Raw genomic sequence first — 18,746 nt, forward strand, 5'->3', positions numbered from 1 at the left:
TTAAGCTTATAACTAAGGTAGAGGTATCTAATCTAAATATATTTTTTATTCCATTAATGAAAAGTGACCATAACATATATATGGTGATAGCACTTAGCGTAAACACTCTGAACCATCTGGGGATTGCAAGCCAAGCCTTTAAAAGTTTAGTTGAGAATTTCCCCATTTTGTTCCTCCTTTTTCGTAATCCGGCCTTTTATCAAAATATCACAGTTCAAATATCAATGCTGCTTGCCATAAAAACACGCAAACCATTCATCTCTTTTTCAATCTTTTGGACTTTTTTTAGATTTATTAATAGTAAAGCACTCTGATTTCTACTTTAAGTACATGTTTGTAGAGTTGTCTATAACAATCCATTCAAATTTATTTCATCATTTTAAACCTCAATTCATAATCCCCTTAAATATTATAAAACAAAGACAATATTGACATAATCTCAAAAGAGTGCAAGTTTATTTATAGAAGTATTAACCTAAGGAGCCAATAACAAATCATGAATAATGTTTCATTAATATATAAAGAATTTGGTGATCCACTACAAAAATTACAGCTTTATACCGTAGAAAAGAAGCTTCCTCTTCAGCCAAATGAAATTCTTGTCAAAATGATTGCCAGTCCAATTAATCCATCAGATTTGCTTCCAATTAGAGGGGCCTATTCTCATAGAATTAAGCTGCCGGCGGTTGCAGGATATGATGGTGTGGGAATTGTGATAGATCAAGGCAAAGATGTATCACAATCACTGATTGGAAAAAGGGTCCTCCCTGTAAGAGGAGAGGGAACTTGGCAACAATATGTAACCACAAAAGCTGATTATGCAATAGAGGTACCTCCATCAATAAATGATAATGATGCCAGTCAACTGTATATTAATCCATTAACAGCCTGGCTAATTTGTAAGGAATCATTGCGTGTTCAGCCAAATGAAATTGTGTTAATGAATGGCGGAGGTACATCTATTGCAGGTTTGTTTGCGCAAATTTCTACAATACTGGGATTCCGTTTAATTGTCATTACAAGAAACAGCCGCAAGATAGAGAAACTTCAAAAACTTGGAGCATGGAAAGTCATCGACGCTTCCAACGGTTCTATATATGAACAGATTTCTGATGTTTGCGACATTGGTGTTGACCATGCAATTGACTCTGTGGGAGGAGAAAGCGGCGAACTGCTGGCGAGGGCGCTAAAACCTGAAGGGACATTTGTCAGTTATGGCCTGTTGTCAGGTATACCAAACGATTGGCGAAAGTTACACGACACATACCATGTGTCACCACAATTATTCGCCTTAAGACTTTGGAACGAGAGACATTCCGTTTCTGAATATCGCAATCGCTTCTCGGAGGTAATTAAGCTTGTTGAAAGCGGAAGAATGGTCATCAATGCTCCAGAAAAAATATATGATTTTGAAGATTTTTATGATGCCTTGAAGCATAATGAACAGCCAGGCTTGAATGGAAAAATACTGCTGAACTTTGCAGTGAAGAAGAAGAAGAAGATGTAACACTTGATTGATTTTCATTAAAAAATTCGAGATGTGGAAGGACAAAATGCAATTGCCCCATTCCTTTTGTCGATCGAGCTCAACAAAATACAGTTCCATAAATACAAATCCGAGGTCAATTCCGAACCAAGTAAATATAAAACAGAAAACATTGCATAGCTTAATATGGAAGTACCGAAAGTGAAAGGTGGCAACTATTCTTTCATAAGGAACAAAAAGCCAATTAAAGTTGGTTATTAACAGACTTGCCACCAGTCACGTTATGTAAAAAAGCTGACAAAAATTTCACCAACTTTATCTCAGGTAGAGGTTTCTGCTGATAAATTTAAACTTCGTAATGGGGTTAAAAAAGAAACTGTAGAAGATATACAGGCAAAAAATATAAAAATAGACAAGGAAATAGAGAAAATAACGAAAGAAGAACGAGGTTCCAGGATATATACGGATCAATTGACCTTTCCTTTTTGCGATACGACACGTTCACTATTGCTTTGTTGTTTTTGCTTAATCTGATTTTTTAAGAAATTTATTGACATCAAAAATATGATCATGTTATTATTGAATATTTGATAAAAAACCGAATATATGGTAATCTTAAGAAGGATACCATATATGGAGGTGGATGATATGTTTCAAATTGGCGATAACATTATTTATCCAATGCACGGAGCAGGTATAATTGAAGCCATAGAAGAAAAAGAATTCTTAGGGGAAAAACAACAGTATTATGTCATAAAAATGTCAATCAGTAATATGCAAGTTATGATTCCAACGGGTAAAATATTGAGTTCAGGTATACGACCTGTTACTGATATACTTGCATTAAAACACATTATACACATTTTTCAGCATGGGGAATCAGATAGGTTACTGCCGTGGAAACAAAGGTTTAAAGTAAACACGAACAAAATAAAAACGGGTAAAATACAAGAAGGTGCTGAAGTTGTACGTGATTTAATGCGTATGAATAAAGAAAAAGCACTTAATGCAAGCGAAAAAAAAATGTTGGATAATGCATATGAATTTTTGATTAGTGAACTGGAAGTAATTAAAGGAATCACTGAAAATCAAATAAAAAGTTTCAGTTAAAGTTCATTATAGATAATATATTGCATCCCAAAAAACATCCTGTAATTTCCGGTAACATGATGATAATTAAAAGTAAATCATTTCAAAGACGTTTAACTTCTTCAACTTATTTTCAGAACATTAACCTCTTTTGTTATTCCTACAATTAATCCATTTTTATTATTTAAATTTCTTCTACGAACATTTGCAGTTTATCAAAAAACTCGATTAAATCGTCACTTGATTTTTGTAATCCTGATTCACACTGGCACGGACAAGGAGCCGTAAGGATGGAAGAGAGGCAGGGCTTCCATTGTTTGAGGTATATCTAAGTGATGATTTCTAGAAGAAAAAACAATCAATCTCACCTTTATCTTTAAGAATTTCTTATATCCACTGCGGCAGTGAATCGTTTATCTTCCTTTCATAAAAGAGATACGCGTGTTGGTAACATCTAAATATGGACAACAATAAAAAATGATGGAATTTCTATAACTAGATAACTTCTATTAAGGTTGAGTCTGATGGAAAAATTGAAGTTGGCTGAATTCTTGTAGATGGACCAGCTGTTACTTTAATTAATCCAGAATATCTAAAAATTGTTGAATGAACGAAGAAAAGGATGATTCTTTACGAAAAGGGATGATCCTTTTTGTTTGATGTTTGATGCCAGTGATTTGTAGGACTTAGATTGAGAAGTCTTGTACTTAAATTAACGAGCAAGTTAGTGAAAAAAAATAAAAAGTAATTGCATTCGAAAAAAAATAAATAATTTATATACATTCCGCATATTGTCAATCCAGTATGTTATACTGTAAACAACCTTTGAAGCGTTAAATCTTTTTCTATTACCTTTTACCACCTCCCTACTCGAACATTGAGTAGGGTTTTTTATTAAGCATTATACAGAGAACATAAAAAAACAGGCCCTATATAAAGAGCCTGTTTGTATAAACGATTGAAGATTAAGCAGTTTTTTGAACGTTAGCAGCTTGAGCTCCGCGAGGACCTTGCTCAACGTCAAATGTTACTTTTTGACCTTCGTCTAATGATTTGAATCCGTCACTTTGGATTGCAGAAAAGTGTACGAATACATCGTCTCCATTTTCACGTTCGATAAATCCAAAACCTTTTTCTGCATTAAACCATTTAACTGTACCTTGTTCCATTTTTGTTGCCTCCTAGTGCGTTACCGCACATTGTATTACTATCCTTGCCCAAAGTATCATCAAGACGAAAAGTCAATATTCATACTATCCTTTACACCGAACAAAAATAATTCTTCTTTATCTTAGCATGAAACGGAAAGAATTGCAAATTAAGATTATCGTTTTAATCATGTTGTTATTTGTTAAACGTATACCAGGGCAGAAGCGGTAAGCAAAAAGTCAATAATTCTGCATCGAATCTATAGCATGTCTAAGGGGTCTAATAACTTTGGTTTAAAAACGCCGTGAAAATGAATCAAGAGTGTCTTCAAAATCAATGTTCACCGTCTATGCGTTTAGCCCGAGAACAAGCCGGGTATAATTTTCATACGCCTTTTGTATCCCGGCTGGCTGCTAATAAAGGTTTAATTGAGCAGGAAATCAGTTCGCATTTCCAAAAATTTCACAGAGGGATAAGAAAGAAACTTATCATATATGGTATTTGACGCTGGGGCTTCAAAGGCAATAAAACGTTTTTTCTATACTTAGAAGATCATCTTAGGAGGGGAAACTTTAAAAAATGAAGCAGCAAAACCTAAGGACTTTGAGAAAACTGGTTACACCTTATGAAAAGTCCGATTTACAGAAAAGTATTTGCCAAATCATTAATACATTGGTGCCATTTCTCATGTTATGGTATTTGGCATATAAGAGCTTGTCGATTTCTTATTTCCTTACATTAGCGATTTCTATCGTCGCGGCAGGTTTTTTAGTGAGAACCTTCATCATCTTTCATGATTGTTGCCACTATTCCTTTTTTAAGAACAGAAAGGCGAATCGAATCCTTGGAACAATCACAGGAATTCTGACCCTGCATCCTTTTGATCATTGGGCACACGACCATTCTGTCCATCATGCGACTAGCAGCAACCTGGACAAACGCGGTACAGGCGATATTTGGGTGCTGACCGTTGAGGAATATAAGGAAGCCTCAACTAAGACAAAAATAATGTACCGTTTGTATAGAAATCCGTTTATTATGTTTATTTTAGGGCCGATTTACGTCTTCGGGATTACCAATCGTTTTAATCGTAAAGGAGCAAAACGCAAAGAACGGATGAATACGTATGTAACGAACCTGGGGATCGTCGCTTTGGCAGCACTTTTATGCTGGACTATTGGCTGGCAAAACTTCCTGCTGGTTCAGACGCCCATTTTTATGATATCGGGATCTCTCGGAATTTGGATGTTTTATATTCAGCATACGTTTGAGGATTCTTATTTTGAAGAAGATGAGCATTGGGAATATGTCAAAGCAGCAGTTGAAGGAAGCTCTTTTTATAAGCTTCCAAAAGTCATGCAATGGCTAACAGGCAATATCGGTTTCCATCATGTTCATCATTTAAGCCCCAGAGTCCCAAACTATAAGCTTGAAAACGTGCATAACAACATTGAACCATTGCAAAACGTTCCGACTATTACACTTGCAACCAGTCTCAAGTCATTAAAGTTCCGCCTGTGGGATGAAGAAAGCAAAAAATTTGTTGGTTTTAGCCACTTAAAAAAATCTTCTAAAAGCCAAGTATCAGCGCGGCTAAGAACGGATTAAATAACTCCCCATAATCGATGATAACAGGCAGTGTATATTGCAGAATAAAAGTGCAGACTCGCACAACGGTTTTGTGCAGAGGTCAGCACTTTTTTAGTGCCAAATATACTTGCAGACTTCACAATGCGGTACATTTATTGCCGATTTTCCGCAAAAAAATAATACCAAAGGTGATTAAACCCTTGGTATTATTGGTATGCGGCCGAGAGGACTTGAACCTCCACGGGGTTGCCCCCACTAGGCCCTCAACCTAGCGCGTCTGCCATTCCGCCACGACCGCATGATATGTTGTTTTTAAAGTGCGGGTGAAGGGACTCGAACCCCCACGCCGTAAAGACACTAGATCCTAAGTCTAGCGCGTCTGCCAATTCCGCCACACCCGCGTGAAAAAACAATGGTGAGCCATGAAGGACTCGAACCTTCGACCCTCTGATTAAAAGTCAGATGCTCTACCAACTGAGCTAATGGCTCAAATATAATGGCTGGGCTAGCTGGATTCGAACCAACGCATGACGGAGTCAAAGTCCGTTGCCTTACCGCTTGGCTATAGCCCAACATATGAGAAATGACCCGTACGGGATTCGAACCCGTGTTACCGCCGTGAAAGGGCGGTGTCTTAACCACTTGACCAACGGGCCATATGAAGTCAGCATCATATTTTCCTAATGGCGGAGAAGGAGGGATTTGAACCCTCGCGCCGCTTACGCGACCTACACCCTTAGCAGGGGCGCCTCTTCAGCCACTTGAGTACTTCTCCATTGGCTCCACAGGCAGGATTCGAACCTGCGACCGATCGGTTAACAGCCGATAGCTCTACCACTGAGCTACTGTGGAATGATCAGACTCATTTCATTATAAATATGTCGACAAATTGTGTCAAGAAGAACAATTCATCTTTGTGGCTCGTCTTGCGACGGCTTTTATAATTTATCATAGACAAGCCTGATCAGTCAACCCTTTTTTATGATTTCTTTTATTTTCCCTCCGCATTTGCCGCAAACGTAACGGCTTGTATCCATTTTCCGCTTTCGGAGAAACGTTTGTCCGCATGCTTCACACTTGTAAGTGCGTACCTTTCTTTGCGGCTTTTTCTCTCCTGCGAGCGGCGTGCAGAATCGCGGCGCACCCACTTCCTTTAATAGCGTTCTAAAATCCTTGTCGCGGTGCTTGTAGCCTTTTCCTTCAAGATGGAGGTGGTAATGGCACAATTCATGCTTAATGATGCCTTCAAGCTCTTTTTGCCCGTGTTCTGTCAGGTATTTTTTATTCAGCTCAATATTGTGGGAATTCAGCAAATACCTGCCTCCGGTTGTTTTCAGGCGGCTGTTGAAGTAAGCGCGGTGCCGGAACGGTTTTTTAAAGTATGTGAGCGAAAGCTGTTCTGTCAGCTGCTGCAGTTGTTGTTCGTCCATTGCTTGGGTCCACCTCATTTTTAAAAACATTGAACAGGACAAATTCCGGGCGGCATAAACTAATACACGACACCCATACTCTTATGATAAGAGTCTGAGGAGGGATGAGCAATGCCGAATTGGCTCAAAAGCCAAATGCAGAGAGCTTTTTATGAAAAAGATCATTATCAGATTAAATTGCTGAATCAGTGCTGGTATTTTTACAGAAAAAAACACTGCTGATGAGCAGTGTTCATCGGAGCCCTAATGGAATTCCTTCTGTTTCCTCATCATCTTCACCGGTCCTTTTATCATCTCACACAATGGCGCCCGTTACTCCCCAAATGGAGCTGACCGCCCGATTTCGGGGAGCATGGGCGAATAATTCTTCTGCGGATGGACGAGCCGTTTATTCTTTTCTTTTAAACGGAAACCAGTTGGCTGAGCCGAAGATCCGAACCATCACAGGGACGAACAGCGGCAGCATGACGAATGCATACAGCAAAAGACCCGTCAGCACAAGGGTGGCGATTTGCAGAAGCGATAAAACGCCGGACGGCAGCATCGCCGCGAAGGTTCCCGCCAAAATAATTGCGGCTGAAATAATGACGGACCCCATATTTTTCATCGATTCTGTCATCGCCGTTTTAATATCCGTTCCGCGGTATTCGTTAAAGCGTTCCATCAGGAAGATCGAATAGTCCACACCAAGCGCCATTAAAATCACAAATCCAAAGAAAGGCACTGCCCAGTTGAGACCGGGATAGCCGAAAAACGCCGTGAAAATAAACTCAGTTACACCGATGGATGCAAAGTACGTCAAGATCAACGATCCGACCAAATACACCGGCATGACGATTGAACGGAACAGCAGGATGAGGATCAGGAAGATTCCGATCATCATATAGATCACCGTGTTGCTGAAATCCTGGTCTGACAGCTGCTTCAGATCGGCGTTGATGCTGGAAACGCCGCCGACGCCAAACGATGCATCGTTCAAATGCGTGTCGGGAAGAGCCCGTTTTACGGATGCTTCAATGTCTTTGACATTGGCAATCGCTCCGTTTCCGTACGGATTGTCTTCCAATATCACATCGATCGTCGTGATATGGCGGTCGTCTGACATATAGGAATTAAACACCTGCTGAAATTGTTTATTTTCAAGCACTTCTTTAGGGACAAACCAGCCGGACATTTCTTGATCTGATGCGTTTTTCAGCTGATCCAGGTAGTCGCCTGCTCCCATCAGACCGCTTGAAATTTTTTCGAGGCCTTCCACGCTTGAATTCAGCCCTTTTGTTAATTGATCAAGCTGGCCGGCGAATTCTCCGACTTTTTCCTTCATCTGCTTTTGGCCTTCAGCGACATCCCCTGCGCCTGATTCGAGCTTAGGCAGCGAATCGGCGAGCTGCCCCTGCCCCTTCGATGTCTCTTCAAGCCCTTTTTCGATTTGGCCGAGACCGTTGATCAGAGCATCGATTTTGCTTGTGTATACTTTTTGCTCTTCCTGCGCTTTTGCGATAAATGCATCTGCTGCTTCAAGCTGCTTTTTCGCGTTTGCCGCCTGCTTCGTGTAAACGGCCGCTTTCTGTGATCCCTGCTTGATTGCCGATGCAAGCTCTGTATAAGAGCCTTTAATCGCTAAATAAGAAGGATTCTCCTTCACTTCGGGAATTTCGCTTTCAAGATTTTTGAAATTTTGATTTGTCTGCTCGATCATCTTTTGCACGTCAGCCGTTATGCCTTGGGCATTTTCGGCTTGAGACAATGCCGCTTTCAAAATTTTCGATATTTCTTTGTAGCTTTCAATCTGTCCATTTAATTGATCGACTTGCGCCGTCAGCTGTTTTTTCGCAGCTTGAATTTCTTTTTTTGCCTGAGCGACGCCTTCTTTGCTTTGATCTGTACCATCCTTCAGCTTTCTCATATTGGCTTCAACGTCGCTGATTCCGGCTTGGATCGATTCGGTTCCTTTGATCAGCTGGTTGATTCCTTTTCCAGACGCTTTGATTTGCGGCTTTTGATCCGCGATCGACTTGCTCGCCTCGGCGAGCCCGTCTTTGATCTTTTTCAGACCTTTATTGCCGCTCTCAAGCCCTTTATTCAGCTCGCTCGCCTGTGTTTTGACGTACAGGTCGCTCAGCCCTTTTCCGACCGGACGGGTCGCACTGCGAACTTTGCTGACGCCGTTTGTCTGTTCAATGGCGCGGCTGATTTTTTCAATCGCGATCAGCCCGTCATTGGTATCGAGCGCATCCGATGTTTTGAGCACGACCGTGACCGGCAATGATTCCCCCGGTCCGAACTTGTCGGAAATGGTGTTAAAAGCGCTGACGGATTCGTATTGATCTCCGATTTCGTCAAGGCTGTTATAGGAAAGTGTTCCTTTATACATCAAGATTGGCGGCACGGCCACGGCCGCTACGATCAACAGGCTGATCAGCGGCTTATTGAAGGCGAAACGGCCGGCGGTTTCCCATAGCTTTGACTGCGGATGCCCGATATTTCCTCTGACAGGCCAAAACAGCACTTTCCCCAAAACAGCCATGAAAAACGGCACAATCGTCAGAAGCGCCAAAATCAAGACCGCGACACCAACAGCTACTGCGACCGCAGACTTGTAAAGCTGGAATTCGGCAAAGCCGATGCATGTAAAACCGATCAAAACGGCAATTCCGCTGAACAGAACGGTTTTCCCCGCCGTTTTATACGTTGTCAAGATCGCTTCAATCTCGTCTTTCCCGTTGGCGATCTCTTCCTTAAAACGGCTTAAAAGAAGAATGCAGTAATCCGTCCCGATTCCGAACATAATCGCCACCATGAAGATTTGCGTAAACGTAGACAGCGGAAAATCAGCGTATTCGACTAGATAGGCGACGACGGACTGGCTCACAAGGTAGGAAAGTGCGACCGCCAAAAGCGGAACAAAAGGTGCAACCGCAGAACGGAATACGAGAATCAGCACAATTAAAATAAAACCGACCGTAATATATTCGGTCTTCTTCAAGCCTTCCTGCGAGCTTGTTATGACATCATCATCGATGAGCGGCTGCCCGGTCATCTCGTAGTCAAGCTTTAAAGTTTTGAGCTTTTCATTGACCTTTGCTTTAAAATCGGCCGCACTGATCTTGTTCGCATCAAATGTGACAGGTACGAGCAGTGTCGTTCGATCCTTTGACAACAGTTGCTTTTGAATATCCTCATCTGCGTCAAAGTACGATGTAATATCTGAGACGTGAAGAGAGGAATCCTTTTCTAAAGTGGTGATCGCTTTTTTTAAAGCCGCCTCCCGATTCGGCAGGAGCTGTTTGTCCTGAAATACGACGACAACCGATTTGTTCGTATCCCCGTCTTTTGACATTTGTTCGAGAAGCTTGTTCGCATAAGAAGACGGATAGCCTTCAGGGACCGCTATCTGGCCCTTCTCCTTTGTTAATTGCCCCATATCGGGCGCCGTGATGAATAGGACGGCGGCCATTGCAATCCAGAGCGCCGCAATGATCCATCTCGCCTTTATAATCGTTCTCATTGACGTTTTATTCCTCCTCTATGAACTGTGCAGGTAGATTGATTTCTTTGTATTTTAAGAAAGACGGCAGAAAAAACCGCCTGCAGGTCTTGTCCTCGCTGTTCTGCATTACTTCACCACTTTATTCGCGAAAGTGAAAGATCATTCATTTTACAGGAAAACAGCTAAACTGTTTGATTAACTTATCGGCTGATGGCCGTTGATATTTGAAGGGTTGAAAAAAATAAACACCTATTGATTAATAAACACATGTTCATTATAATTTGAGGCAAATGCGGTGTTCAATCGGCAATTGGGATTGAGATGTTCAATAATGAACAACATACGTAAATTTGTCTATAAACGGAGGTCACCGATGGAGGACAGAAGGTCTATGAAAACAAAAAGAGCGATTAAAGAGGCTTTTTTAAAGCTGCTCCATGAGAAAGAAATTAATAAAATTACCGTTTCCGATTTATCGAGACGCGCTGATTTAGGACGCGGAACTTTTTATCTTCATTATCGGGATGTCTTTGATTTGTATGAACAAATCGAGAATGAGTTGTTTGATCAGCTGGGGAAATTTTACGATGATTATTTTCCGAGCGAAGATCCGCACAATTTGCTCACCTTCATCGAAAAAACGACCGAATATATTTATCAAAACGCTGCGATCTTCACTTTGTTGACGAAACCGAAAAGAAATATATTGACCATCAATAAATTTAAAGAGTTTTTCAAGCAGAAGATTTTCGAAGAATTGAGCATGATGCAGCAATCAGGGAATGAGATAACATGCGATGAAATGGAAATAACGTTTCTAGTTTCCGGAGCGGTCGGCATTCTGGAAGAGTGGATCAACGACGGAATGGTTCAGACGCCGGCACATATAGCCAGCGTCATCTACCGCATCCAGTTAAAACTTGACCCCCCGGGATAAAAAGCTTCCGGCAGGCTGACTGCAGTCCTAACGATCTTTCACCATCGATAAGGATACCCTTCCTTTTGCAGCGTCGACACCTTCTACCCATACGGTCACGATGTCCCCGACCGACACAACGTCGAGCGGATGCTTGACGAAGGAATGGCTGAGCTTGGAAATGTGGACGAGCCCGTCCTGTTTCACGCCGATGTCGACAAATGCCCCGAAGTCGACGACGTTCCGTACTGTCCCCTGTAGCTCCATCCCCTCTTTTAAGTCCTCTAATTGAAGCACATCGGTTTTTAAGAGCGGTTTAGGGACTTCATCCCTCGGATCGCGCTCAGGCCTCGTCAGCTGGGCGCAAATGTCTTTCAGGGTGATTTCCCCAATCCCCAGCTGTTCAGCTGCTTCGGAAATATTCAGTTCGTTGATTTTGTCCTGAAGCTCTCTTGTGCCGATTTGGGCTGTTGACAGGCCGAACTTTTTCAGGAGCTCTCTCGTCTCTTTATAGCTCTCAGGGTGTATGCCTGTGCGGTCGAGCGGTTCATCGCCGTCAGGCACCCTTAAAAAGCCGATGCATTGCTCATACGTTTTCGCGCCCAGGCGCGGAATGTCTTTCAGCTCTTTCCGGCTCGTGAATTTTCCGATTTCATCCCGTTTTTTGACGATGTTGGCCGCGACTGTTTTCGATAGTCCGGCTACATATTGCAAGAGCGCGGCTGACGCCGTATTCACGTTGACGCCGACTTGGTTGACGACCGTTTCCACGACGAAGCGGAGCGAATCGTTTAGTTTTTTCTGGCTGACATCGTGCTGGTACTGGCCGACGCCGACCGACTTGGGATCGATTTTGACGAGTTCGGCGAGCGGGTCTTGGAGTCTGCGTGCGATCGACACGGCGCTTCTTTCTTCAACCTGCAGATCGGGAAATTCTTCCCTCGCAAGCTCTGATGCCGAATAGACACTGGCTCCCGCTTCATTGACGATCAGATAGTACACCCTTCTGTCGATGTCCTTCAAAAGATCGGCGATAAACTGTTCCGTCTCTCTTGATGCCGTTCCGTTCCCGATTGCGATGACCTCGATTTGAAAATCTTCGATGATGCGTTTCACTTTTTCGATGGCTGTGCTTTTCTTATTGATGGGAGGATGCGGGTATATGACGTCGATCTTGAGCATCTTTCCTGTCTCATCCACAACTGCAAGCTTGCAGCCCGTGCGGAATGCCGGGTCGACGCCGAGAACGAGCTTTCCTTTCATCGGCGGCTGCAGCAGCAGCTTGCGCAGGTTTTCGGCAAAAATGTGAATCGCTTGATCTTCCGCCTTTTCCGTCAATTCTTTTCTGATTTCTCTTTCGATGGACGGCTGAATCAGGCGCTTATAGCCGTCTTCGATCGCGCTTTTCAGCACATCTTGAGCACTTGTTTGCTTGTGTTGAAAAATCCGTTTTTCCAAGTACGCTTGAATACGGTCTGCCGGCGGCTCGACCGACACTCTCAAAATCTCCTCTTTTTCGCCGCGGTTAACCGCAAGCACGCGATGAGGAACGATTTTTTGAATCGGCTCTTCGTATTCATAATACATTTCATAGATTTTCTTCTCATCCGCTTCGGCATCTTTCGCCGCGGACTTCAGCGTTCCTCTTTTAAACGTCTCCTGCCGGATCCACTTCCTGTATTCCGGTTCGTCTGAGATCCGTTCCGCCAGTATGTTCTTTGCCCCTTCAAGCGCTTCTTCGGCGCTCATGACTTCCTTTTCTTCATTTATGTACTTGCGGGCTTCGGCTGCTACGTCTTCGTTACGCGGGAGCGAGATGATGAAATCAGCCAAAGGTTCAAGGCCTTTGCTTTTGGCGATCGTCGCCTTTGTTTTTCGTTTTTGTTTAAAAGGTCTGTATAAGTCTTCAACTTCCTGAAGCTTGTCCGCTTTTTCTATATCAAGCTTCAGCTGTCCGGTCAGCTTACCTTGTTCGTCGATCAGCCGGATGACTTCGTCTTTCCGTTGATTTAAATGCTGGATGTATCCCCAGCGTTCGGAGATTGTTTGAATTTGGACTTCATCCATGGAGCCCGTTTGTTCTTTGCGGTATCTCGCAATAAAGGGAACGGTGTTGCCGTCCTCTAATAATTGAATGACACTTTCGACATGCTTTGGCTCAAGCCCCGTTTCTTTTGCGATTTGTTTGACGATTAACGCTAAAGTATCCATTGTAGCCTCCAAGAGAATGTTGTCTTCTTAGTGTACCAAAAGAAACAGAAAAACACCTATATCAAAGGGCAGCTTTCTTAAAAAAGCTGTCCGATGATATAGGTGAGATCGTCTTTTCCCATTAATGTGTATGATTCAAGCTGATTCGATATATCTCCCGGTGTATGGTGCTGTTTTAAATAAGTCCGGAGGGCGGGTACTTCCAATCCGTCTGAATAAATGATGAATCTTGATCCTTTTTCATACGTATAGGTGAATGTTTTGTATGTTTGCGGCTTTCCCGACATGTATCCCGTCACAGGGAGAGGGTGGATATATTTGTCCGAAGGAGCGTACAAGATAAAGCGGATATTGCCTAAAGAGCTGTAAGCGATCGTTCTTGTTCGAAAATCGGCTTTTAAAATCGCCACAGTCGCACCGCGCTTATTTTTCAGCGCTTGATTGCACCGTTCCATCAAGCTTGCGACTTCTTCATGACCGTGCTCTTCGACAACTTCACTGATGACCGAAGAAGATTCTAGTGCCATCGCACCGCTGCCAAGCCCGTCAGCCAGTGCGCACACCATGGTCTCGTCTGTCGCATGGAAATAAAAACTGTCTCCGCAGACGGCTTTTCCTTCTTTAGGAAGCTGATAAACAAGCGCTTGCATATGCTCATTCGACTCAGTCCAAATCATGGTTTAAGCTCCATAAACGGATCTTCAGCCAAAGCTTCCCTCAGCCTTTTGACAGCTTTGCGCTGCAGCCGTGAGACGTGCATTTGCGATATGCCCAGCATGTCACCGGTTTCTTTTTGGCTTTTGTTTTGAATATATGTCAGTTCAATGATTTGCTTTTCGCGGTCGGACAGTACGTGTAATACGCTTTCAAGCATCAGCTTTTGGTTCACCTTTTCATAGCCTTCCTCTTGCGAGCCGACGATGTCGAGAATCGTCACCGTGCTGCCGTCTGCATCTGCTTCAATACTGTGGTCGACGGAAAGCGCCTGATAGCTTTTGCCCATCTCCATCGTTTCCAGCACTTCTTCTTCTGTAACGTCAAGAAACTCGGCAATCTCATCGACCCTTGGGGACCTTTGCGTTTCAGTCGTTAAATGATCCACCGCCATTTTGATTCTCGGCCCGAGCTCCTTGATTCTTCTCGGGACGTGGACGCTCCATGTTTTATCTCGGAGAAACCGTTTGATTTCTCCGATAATAGTCGGAATGGCAAACGCTTCAAACGATTTTCCTACATCGGGATCATAGCGTTTGATGGCTCCAAGCAATCCAAGCATCCCAACCTGGCATAAATCTTCATGAAAGCTTTTTCCTTTTGAATATTTTTTGGCGAGTGTTTCGACCAGATTTTTATAAGTCTGAACAAGGGTCAGCTGAGCGTCTTCATCCTGGCTCTCCTGATATTTTTTGATCAGCGTGTCGACTTCGGTTTTAGTTAGTTTCGTAGTTTTGGACGGTTGTGCCATCATCAACTCGCTCCCTGTTTAAGAACTTTGTCATCGAGACGGTTACGCCTGAGTCAATCTGGACATGCACTTCATCCATGAGCGTCTCCATTAAATATAAACCGAGCCCTCCTTCTGACAATTGATCTACCGTATGCTCAGGGGAATATGGGCCGAGCCCCTTCTGCTTATCCTGAATATCAAAACTGTCACCCTGATCTGCGACGACGATTTCGAGGCGGTCTTCAAACACGCCGAATCTGACGGAGACCTCTCCTGTTTTGTCTGCTTTATAAGCATGCTGCACAGCGTTTGTGCACGCTTCACTGACTGCAATTTTCAAGTCTTCAATGTCATCATAAGAATACCCCATCTTGCTCGCAATCCCCGACAGGGTTAAACGAATGATTCCTACGTATTCAGGTTTGGCAGGTGACTTCATTTCAATGTAATCAGCTGCTCTCTTCATTATAATCCACCCTCTGACTTTCCAGAAATATCAATGATGTCCTTTAAGCCTGTAATATCAAACAAACGGATCAAACGCTCTGACAGATTTTCAAGCACTAAAGAACCCCCAGTTCTGTTTACCGCTTTGTAAATGCCGACAAATACACCCAGTCCTGTACTGTCCATATATGCAACGTCTTTCAGACAAACTTTGAGATCTTTCCCTTCTTCCGCGAGCGGCATCAGCTCATCCCGCAATGCCGGAGCCGTATGCACATCAATTTCGCCCGCCACTTTTACTTCTATCACATGATCATTTTTTTTCGTATCGACTGCCAAATTCACAATATCACCTCTGGTTCTCTTAATGAGCTACTGGTTTATTACCCAGCGAAGAGAAGCATTAAACCTTTCTTTTTAAAACAATGAGAGTAAAATCGTCATGAAGCTGAAAATCCTGAAGCTTGAGCAGATGTTCGTATATACTGTCAACCATTTGCTGAGCCGGTTTCTCCATATGTACATTGATCAGGTTCTGCAAGTCAGACCGCTCCAAAAACCCGCTGTCTGTCCGGCATTCGGTTACACCATCTGAAAATAGAACGATCATATCGCCAATATCCAGTTTTTGCTCGTACTGCTCATAGTCGTATTGTGATGAAATGCCAAGAACGAGGCCTTTTGCGTTTAAATCGTAAAATTTATTTTCCCTGCAAGAATAATAAAAGCCAGGTTCATGACCGGCAGATGAAAACGTAAATAGGTGTTTTTGAAGATGATAGTTGCCATAAAACATTGTAATAAACATGCTTGGATCTACATTTTGTTCGACGACTCTATTCAGGTTTTTCAGCACCTGTGAAGGAGACGTGCCCGAATCCGGCAGAGAGTCCATCGCATATTTGATCATCGACATGCATAACGCAGCCGGTATTCCTTTCCCGATCACATCCGCAATGGCGATATTAATCGATTCCTTGTCCCGTACAAAATGATAATAGTCACCGCTCATTTGCTTAGCTGGAACACTGACCGCTCCGATTTCGAGCGCTTCAACTTTCGGGATCTTTGTCTCGAGCAGCGTTTGCTGGACATTCGCGGCAATTTCGATTTCCGATTTAATTTCCTGCTGAATTCCTCTTAATGTCTGATGTTCTTGATAGGCCAAACCGTATCCAATCATCACTTCAATTAAAAAATCGAGAGAATGGAACACATGGTCTGGAAGATCCGGATATAATTCAGACAGAACTTTTCGGTGTATGCTAATAATCTCTTCCGGCGGCACTTGATGTTCAATCGTTTTTCTGCTGAATTTCTGCCCCTGATAAAGGGATGTCTCTGTTAATTCAGATATATAACGGCTAAGCAGCTGTCGATAGCGCTGCTCAATCACTTCCCTGAAATCCATTCCTTCCCTCCTACCGCAGCCACTTTATGGCTTGTATATCCGTTCCATTTTCCGCGTCCGAATGCAATTCAAATTGGTCCATCAGACGCTTTACTCCAGGCAGGCCCGCTCCGAGGCCGCCTGAGGTTGAAAAACCGTCTTCCATCACTTTTTTGATGTCAGCGATTCCCGGCCCCTCATCCTCCGCTATGACTTTCAACCCCTTTTTTCCTTCTTCCTGAACCTGTTCGATGCAGATTCGGCCTTTTCCGGCATACAAATAAATATTACGTGCCAGTTCTGAGATGGCTGTCGTGATTCTGGCCTGGTCCACTGTGCCGAACCCCAGTTCTTTTGCGACATTTCGCCCGAGCTGTCTGGCGGCCACTATGTCCCATTCTGTCAAAATCTTTACACAGGATTGGTCTGCCATATTTATTCCCCCAATTCCCGCTGCAATGTCTCGAGCCCCTTTTCGAGATCGAGCGCCGTCTCGATCTCGTCCAAAGAAATGCCGAGTTCAATCAATGTCACCGCAACAGCCGGCTGGATGCCAGTCAGAACGACTTTGGCGCCCATCAGTTTTGACATTGAAATGACATCGCCAAGTACTTTGGCGATGAATGAATCGATGATGTCCACTGAAGTCAGATCGATCACCACTCCGTTCGAACCGGTCTCATATATTTTGTTCAGCAGGTCCTCTTGGAATTTCAGAGCGGTTTGGTCATCAAGCTCCACTTGAATGGATACCAATAAACAGTTATACAGCTTCAAAATTGGAATGTTAGGTATCCTCAAAACTTATTCCTCCAATGAAACAATTTTTCTGTCTGTCATTTCTAATGCGGTTTGAATTCCTTTTTGCAGGGTATTTTTTGTAATAACCTGAGTTAAATCGATTCCCAAATTCACAATCGTCTGCGCGATTTCCGGGCGGATTCCAACGAGCAAGCATTTAGCGCCGACCAGTCTGACGGCTTCGGAAGCCTGCATAATGTGGTGTGCGACCATCGTATCGACGACAGGCACGCCGGTAATGTCAATGAGGACGACTTCAGACCGGTGTTTGACGACGCCGCTCAACAGGTTTTCCATAATCTTTTTGGCCCGCTCCGTATCGATCGTGCCGACGAGCGGCATCACCGTAATATTCTCAAAAACCGGGATCAGCGGGGCCGAAAGCTCCTGTAATGCGACCCTTTGCAGAGCAACTGTTTTCTCCCAGGAGATCGCATACTGATTCAAGATTTCGCTGTTGATCGGTTCAATAAACCTATCGATTTCCCAAATCAGATCATAGCACTGCTGATCTTCCGGGACATCCTTGTTCATTTCATAGTACAGGTGCTTCCAAAAAGCTGATAACCCAGACGACAGAAGTTTCAGCGGAACACCAAGCTGTACGGCTTTTGAAGAAAACTGGTAGATGGTGTCGATCGATTTTTCATTCCCGTCCCCGGACTCATTCATGAGGATATGAATGTATTCATTGCTGATCGTCTCATACATGTGTTCAGTCAGCTTCACGTTTGTCATGTTGCCGTTTAAGTCTTTCAGAATATCCGCCAAATTCCCGGCGAGTACGTTTTGGTGTTCTGAGATAAATTTTAACACCTCTTGATTCGACATGTTCATCCCCCTAACTACATCTGAAAACATTTTTTGACCTAACAGTTCCATTATATCGTTTGTTATTTTTTAAAACAAAAAAAGTTGCTCTTTCGCCTCGAGCAACTTTCATCCATATTAAAAATCAATGAGTGCCAAACTGATTTGTAAGGCTTCGTTGACCTTTTCCATCATTTCATCATCGAGATGGGTGATTTTGTCCGTTAATCTTTGCTTATCAATCGTCCGAATTTGTTCGAGCAATATAACGGAATCTCTTTCAAAACCGTAGCGTTTCGCATCAATTTCGACGTGGGTAGGTAATTTTGCTTTCTGTATTTGGGCTGTTATGGCTGCAACAATAGCAGTTGGGCTGAAGCGATTGCCGATGTTGTTTTGAATCACTAAAACCGGGCGCACCCCGCCTTGTTCTGAGCCAACAACAGGAGATAGGTCAGCAAAATAAACATCGCCGCGTTTAACAATCAAA

18 protein-coding genes and 7 tRNA genes are annotated in these 18,746 nt (G+C 43.2%); 5 read left to right on the plus strand and 20 right to left on the minus strand.

Going from position 1 to position 18,746, the window contains the following annotated elements; translation table 11 throughout:
* The first annotated feature begins 496 nt into the window (after window positions 1-496).
* Both H2R00_RS12130 and H2R00_RS12135 read left to right on the plus strand, forming a co-directional pair.
* Window positions 497-1,507: a zinc-dependent alcohol dehydrogenase family protein gene (locus tag H2R00_RS12130; RefSeq protein ID WP_182069226.1), complete on the plus strand. Its 1,011-nt coding sequence runs from the start codon at window positions 497-499 to the stop codon at window positions 1,505-1,507.
* 627 nt (window positions 1,508-2,134) lie between these two features.
* The gene (locus tag H2R00_RS12135; protein ID WP_182071069.1) at window positions 2,135-2,596 is read left to right on the plus strand and encodes a CarD family transcriptional regulator; all 462 of its coding nucleotides are present in this window, start codon (window positions 2,135-2,137) and stop codon (window positions 2,594-2,596) included.
* A gap of 944 nt (window positions 2,597-3,540) precedes the next feature.
* On the opposite strand, the gene cspC is transcribed toward H2R00_RS12135, so the two are convergent.
* On the minus strand, window positions 3,541-3,744 hold the full coding sequence (cspC, locus tag H2R00_RS12140) for a cold shock protein CspC (RefSeq protein ID WP_003179166.1): 204 nt from the start codon (window positions 3,742-3,744) through the stop codon (window positions 3,541-3,543).
* Window positions 3,745-4,303: 559 nt separating this feature from the next.
* Here cspC and desA point away from each other — a divergent pair.
* Window positions 4,304-5,332 carry a Delta(5) desaturase DesA gene (gene desA / locus H2R00_RS12145; protein WP_182069228.1) on the plus strand — a complete coding sequence of 343 codons (1,029 nt, stop codon included), beginning with the start codon at window positions 4,304-4,306 and terminating at the stop codon, window positions 5,330-5,332.
* A gap of 197 nt (window positions 5,333-5,529) precedes the next feature.
* Here desA and H2R00_RS12150 read toward each other — a convergent pair.
* From H2R00_RS12150 to H2R00_RS12185, 8 genes are all read right to left on the minus strand, one after another.
* Window positions 5,530-5,612, minus strand: a tRNA-Leu gene (locus H2R00_RS12150).
* A 20-nt stretch (window positions 5,613-5,632) separates the two neighbouring features.
* Window positions 5,633-5,715, minus strand: a tRNA-Leu gene (locus H2R00_RS12155).
* A 12-nt stretch (window positions 5,716-5,727) separates the two neighbouring features.
* A tRNA-Lys gene (locus H2R00_RS12160) sits at window positions 5,728-5,803 on the minus strand.
* A gap of 8 nt (window positions 5,804-5,811) precedes the next feature.
* Window positions 5,812-5,886, minus strand: a tRNA-Gln gene (locus H2R00_RS12165).
* A gap of 12 nt (window positions 5,887-5,898) precedes the next feature.
* Window positions 5,899-5,970: transfer RNA gene (locus H2R00_RS12170), tRNA-Glu, on the minus strand.
* 28 nt (window positions 5,971-5,998) lie between these two features.
* Window positions 5,999-6,089: transfer RNA gene (locus H2R00_RS12175), tRNA-Ser, on the minus strand.
* A gap of 2 nt (window positions 6,090-6,091) precedes the next feature.
* A tRNA-Asn gene (locus tag H2R00_RS12180) sits at window positions 6,092-6,166 on the minus strand.
* Between the two features lie 116 nt (window positions 6,167-6,282).
* Window positions 6,283-6,744: a SprT family protein gene (locus H2R00_RS12185; RefSeq protein WP_182069230.1), complete on the minus strand. Its 462-nt coding sequence runs from the start codon at window positions 6,742-6,744 to the stop codon at window positions 6,283-6,285.
* A 111-nt stretch (window positions 6,745-6,855) separates the two neighbouring features.
* Here H2R00_RS12185 and cmpA point away from each other — a divergent pair, with 111 nt between their 5' ends.
* Window positions 6,856-6,966: a cortex morphogenetic protein CmpA gene (gene cmpA, locus H2R00_RS12190; RefSeq protein ID WP_023857852.1), complete on the plus strand. Its 111-nt coding sequence runs from the start codon at window positions 6,856-6,858 to the stop codon at window positions 6,964-6,966.
* 166 nt (window positions 6,967-7,132) lie between these two features.
* On the opposite strand, the gene H2R00_RS12195 is transcribed toward cmpA, so the two are convergent.
* Entirely contained in the window at window positions 7,133-10,252 is a 3,120-nt protein-coding gene (locus H2R00_RS12195) for an MMPL family transporter (RefSeq protein WP_182069232.1), read from the minus strand.
* 355 nt (window positions 10,253-10,607) lie between these two features.
* On the opposite strand from H2R00_RS12195, the gene H2R00_RS12200 reads away from it, so the two are divergent.
* Window positions 10,608-11,171: a TetR/AcrR family transcriptional regulator gene (locus H2R00_RS12200; RefSeq protein ID WP_154999307.1), complete on the plus strand. Its 564-nt coding sequence runs from the start codon at window positions 10,608-10,610 to the stop codon at window positions 11,169-11,171.
* A gap of 27 nt (window positions 11,172-11,198) precedes the next feature.
* On the opposite strand, the gene H2R00_RS12205 is transcribed toward H2R00_RS12200, so the two are convergent.
* The 10 genes from H2R00_RS12205 to ndoA form a co-directional block, all read right to left on the minus strand.
* Complete coding sequence (locus H2R00_RS12205) at window positions 11,199-13,361, minus strand: Tex family protein (protein WP_182069234.1); 2,163 nt, start codon at window positions 13,359-13,361, stop codon at window positions 11,199-11,201.
* Window positions 13,362-13,438: 77 nt separating this feature from the next.
* A complete protein-coding gene (locus tag H2R00_RS12210) occupies window positions 13,439-14,038 on the minus strand; it encodes a PP2C family serine/threonine-protein phosphatase (protein WP_182069236.1) in 600 nt (199 codons plus the stop codon).
* Complete coding sequence (gene sigB / locus H2R00_RS12215; RefSeq protein WP_176277431.1) at window positions 14,035-14,826, minus strand: RNA polymerase sigma factor SigB; 792 nt, start codon at window positions 14,824-14,826, stop codon at window positions 14,035-14,037. Before sigB ends, H2R00_RS12210 begins: the two co-directional genes overlap by 4 nt.
* Window positions 14,792-15,274, minus strand: a complete 483-nt coding sequence (rsbW, locus tag H2R00_RS12220; RefSeq protein ID WP_154999310.1) for an anti-sigma B factor RsbW — start codon at window positions 15,272-15,274, stop codon at window positions 14,792-14,794. The genes sigB and rsbW overlap by 35 nt, the downstream gene beginning before the upstream one ends.
* Window positions 15,274-15,600, minus strand: a complete 327-nt coding sequence (locus tag H2R00_RS12225) for an anti-sigma factor antagonist (protein WP_154999311.1) — start codon at window positions 15,598-15,600, stop codon at window positions 15,274-15,276. The genes rsbW and H2R00_RS12225 overlap by 1 nt, the downstream gene beginning before the upstream one ends.
* A gap of 58 nt (window positions 15,601-15,658) precedes the next feature.
* On the minus strand, window positions 15,659-16,666 hold the full coding sequence (locus H2R00_RS12230; protein WP_154999312.1) for a PP2C family protein-serine/threonine phosphatase: 1,008 nt from the start codon (window positions 16,664-16,666) through the stop codon (window positions 15,659-15,661).
* A gap of 10 nt (window positions 16,667-16,676) precedes the next feature.
* Entirely contained in the window at window positions 16,677-17,078 is a 402-nt protein-coding gene (locus tag H2R00_RS12235) for an anti-sigma regulatory factor (RefSeq protein ID WP_023857861.1), read from the minus strand.
* Between the two features lie 2 nt (window positions 17,079-17,080).
* Window positions 17,081-17,446, minus strand: coding sequence for an STAS domain-containing protein (locus tag H2R00_RS12240; protein WP_043926799.1), 366 nt, complete (start codon window positions 17,444-17,446; stop codon window positions 17,081-17,083).
* Window positions 17,447-17,449: 3 nt separating this feature from the next.
* Window positions 17,450-18,277 (minus strand): RsbT co-antagonist protein RsbRA, encoded by an 828-nt coding sequence (locus H2R00_RS12245; protein ID WP_182069238.1) that lies wholly within the window; start codon window positions 18,275-18,277, stop codon window positions 17,450-17,452.
* A gap of 117 nt (window positions 18,278-18,394) precedes the next feature.
* Window positions 18,395-18,745: a type II toxin-antitoxin system endoribonuclease NdoA gene (ndoA, locus tag H2R00_RS12250; RefSeq protein ID WP_003179128.1), complete on the minus strand. Its 351-nt coding sequence runs from the start codon at window positions 18,743-18,745 to the stop codon at window positions 18,395-18,397.
* Between the last annotated feature and the right edge of the window lies 1 nt (window position 18,746).

This window comes from Bacillus haynesii (genome assembly GCF_014042035.1).
GTDB classification, from domain to species: Bacteria; Bacillota; Bacilli; order Bacillales; family Bacillaceae; genus Bacillus; species Bacillus haynesii.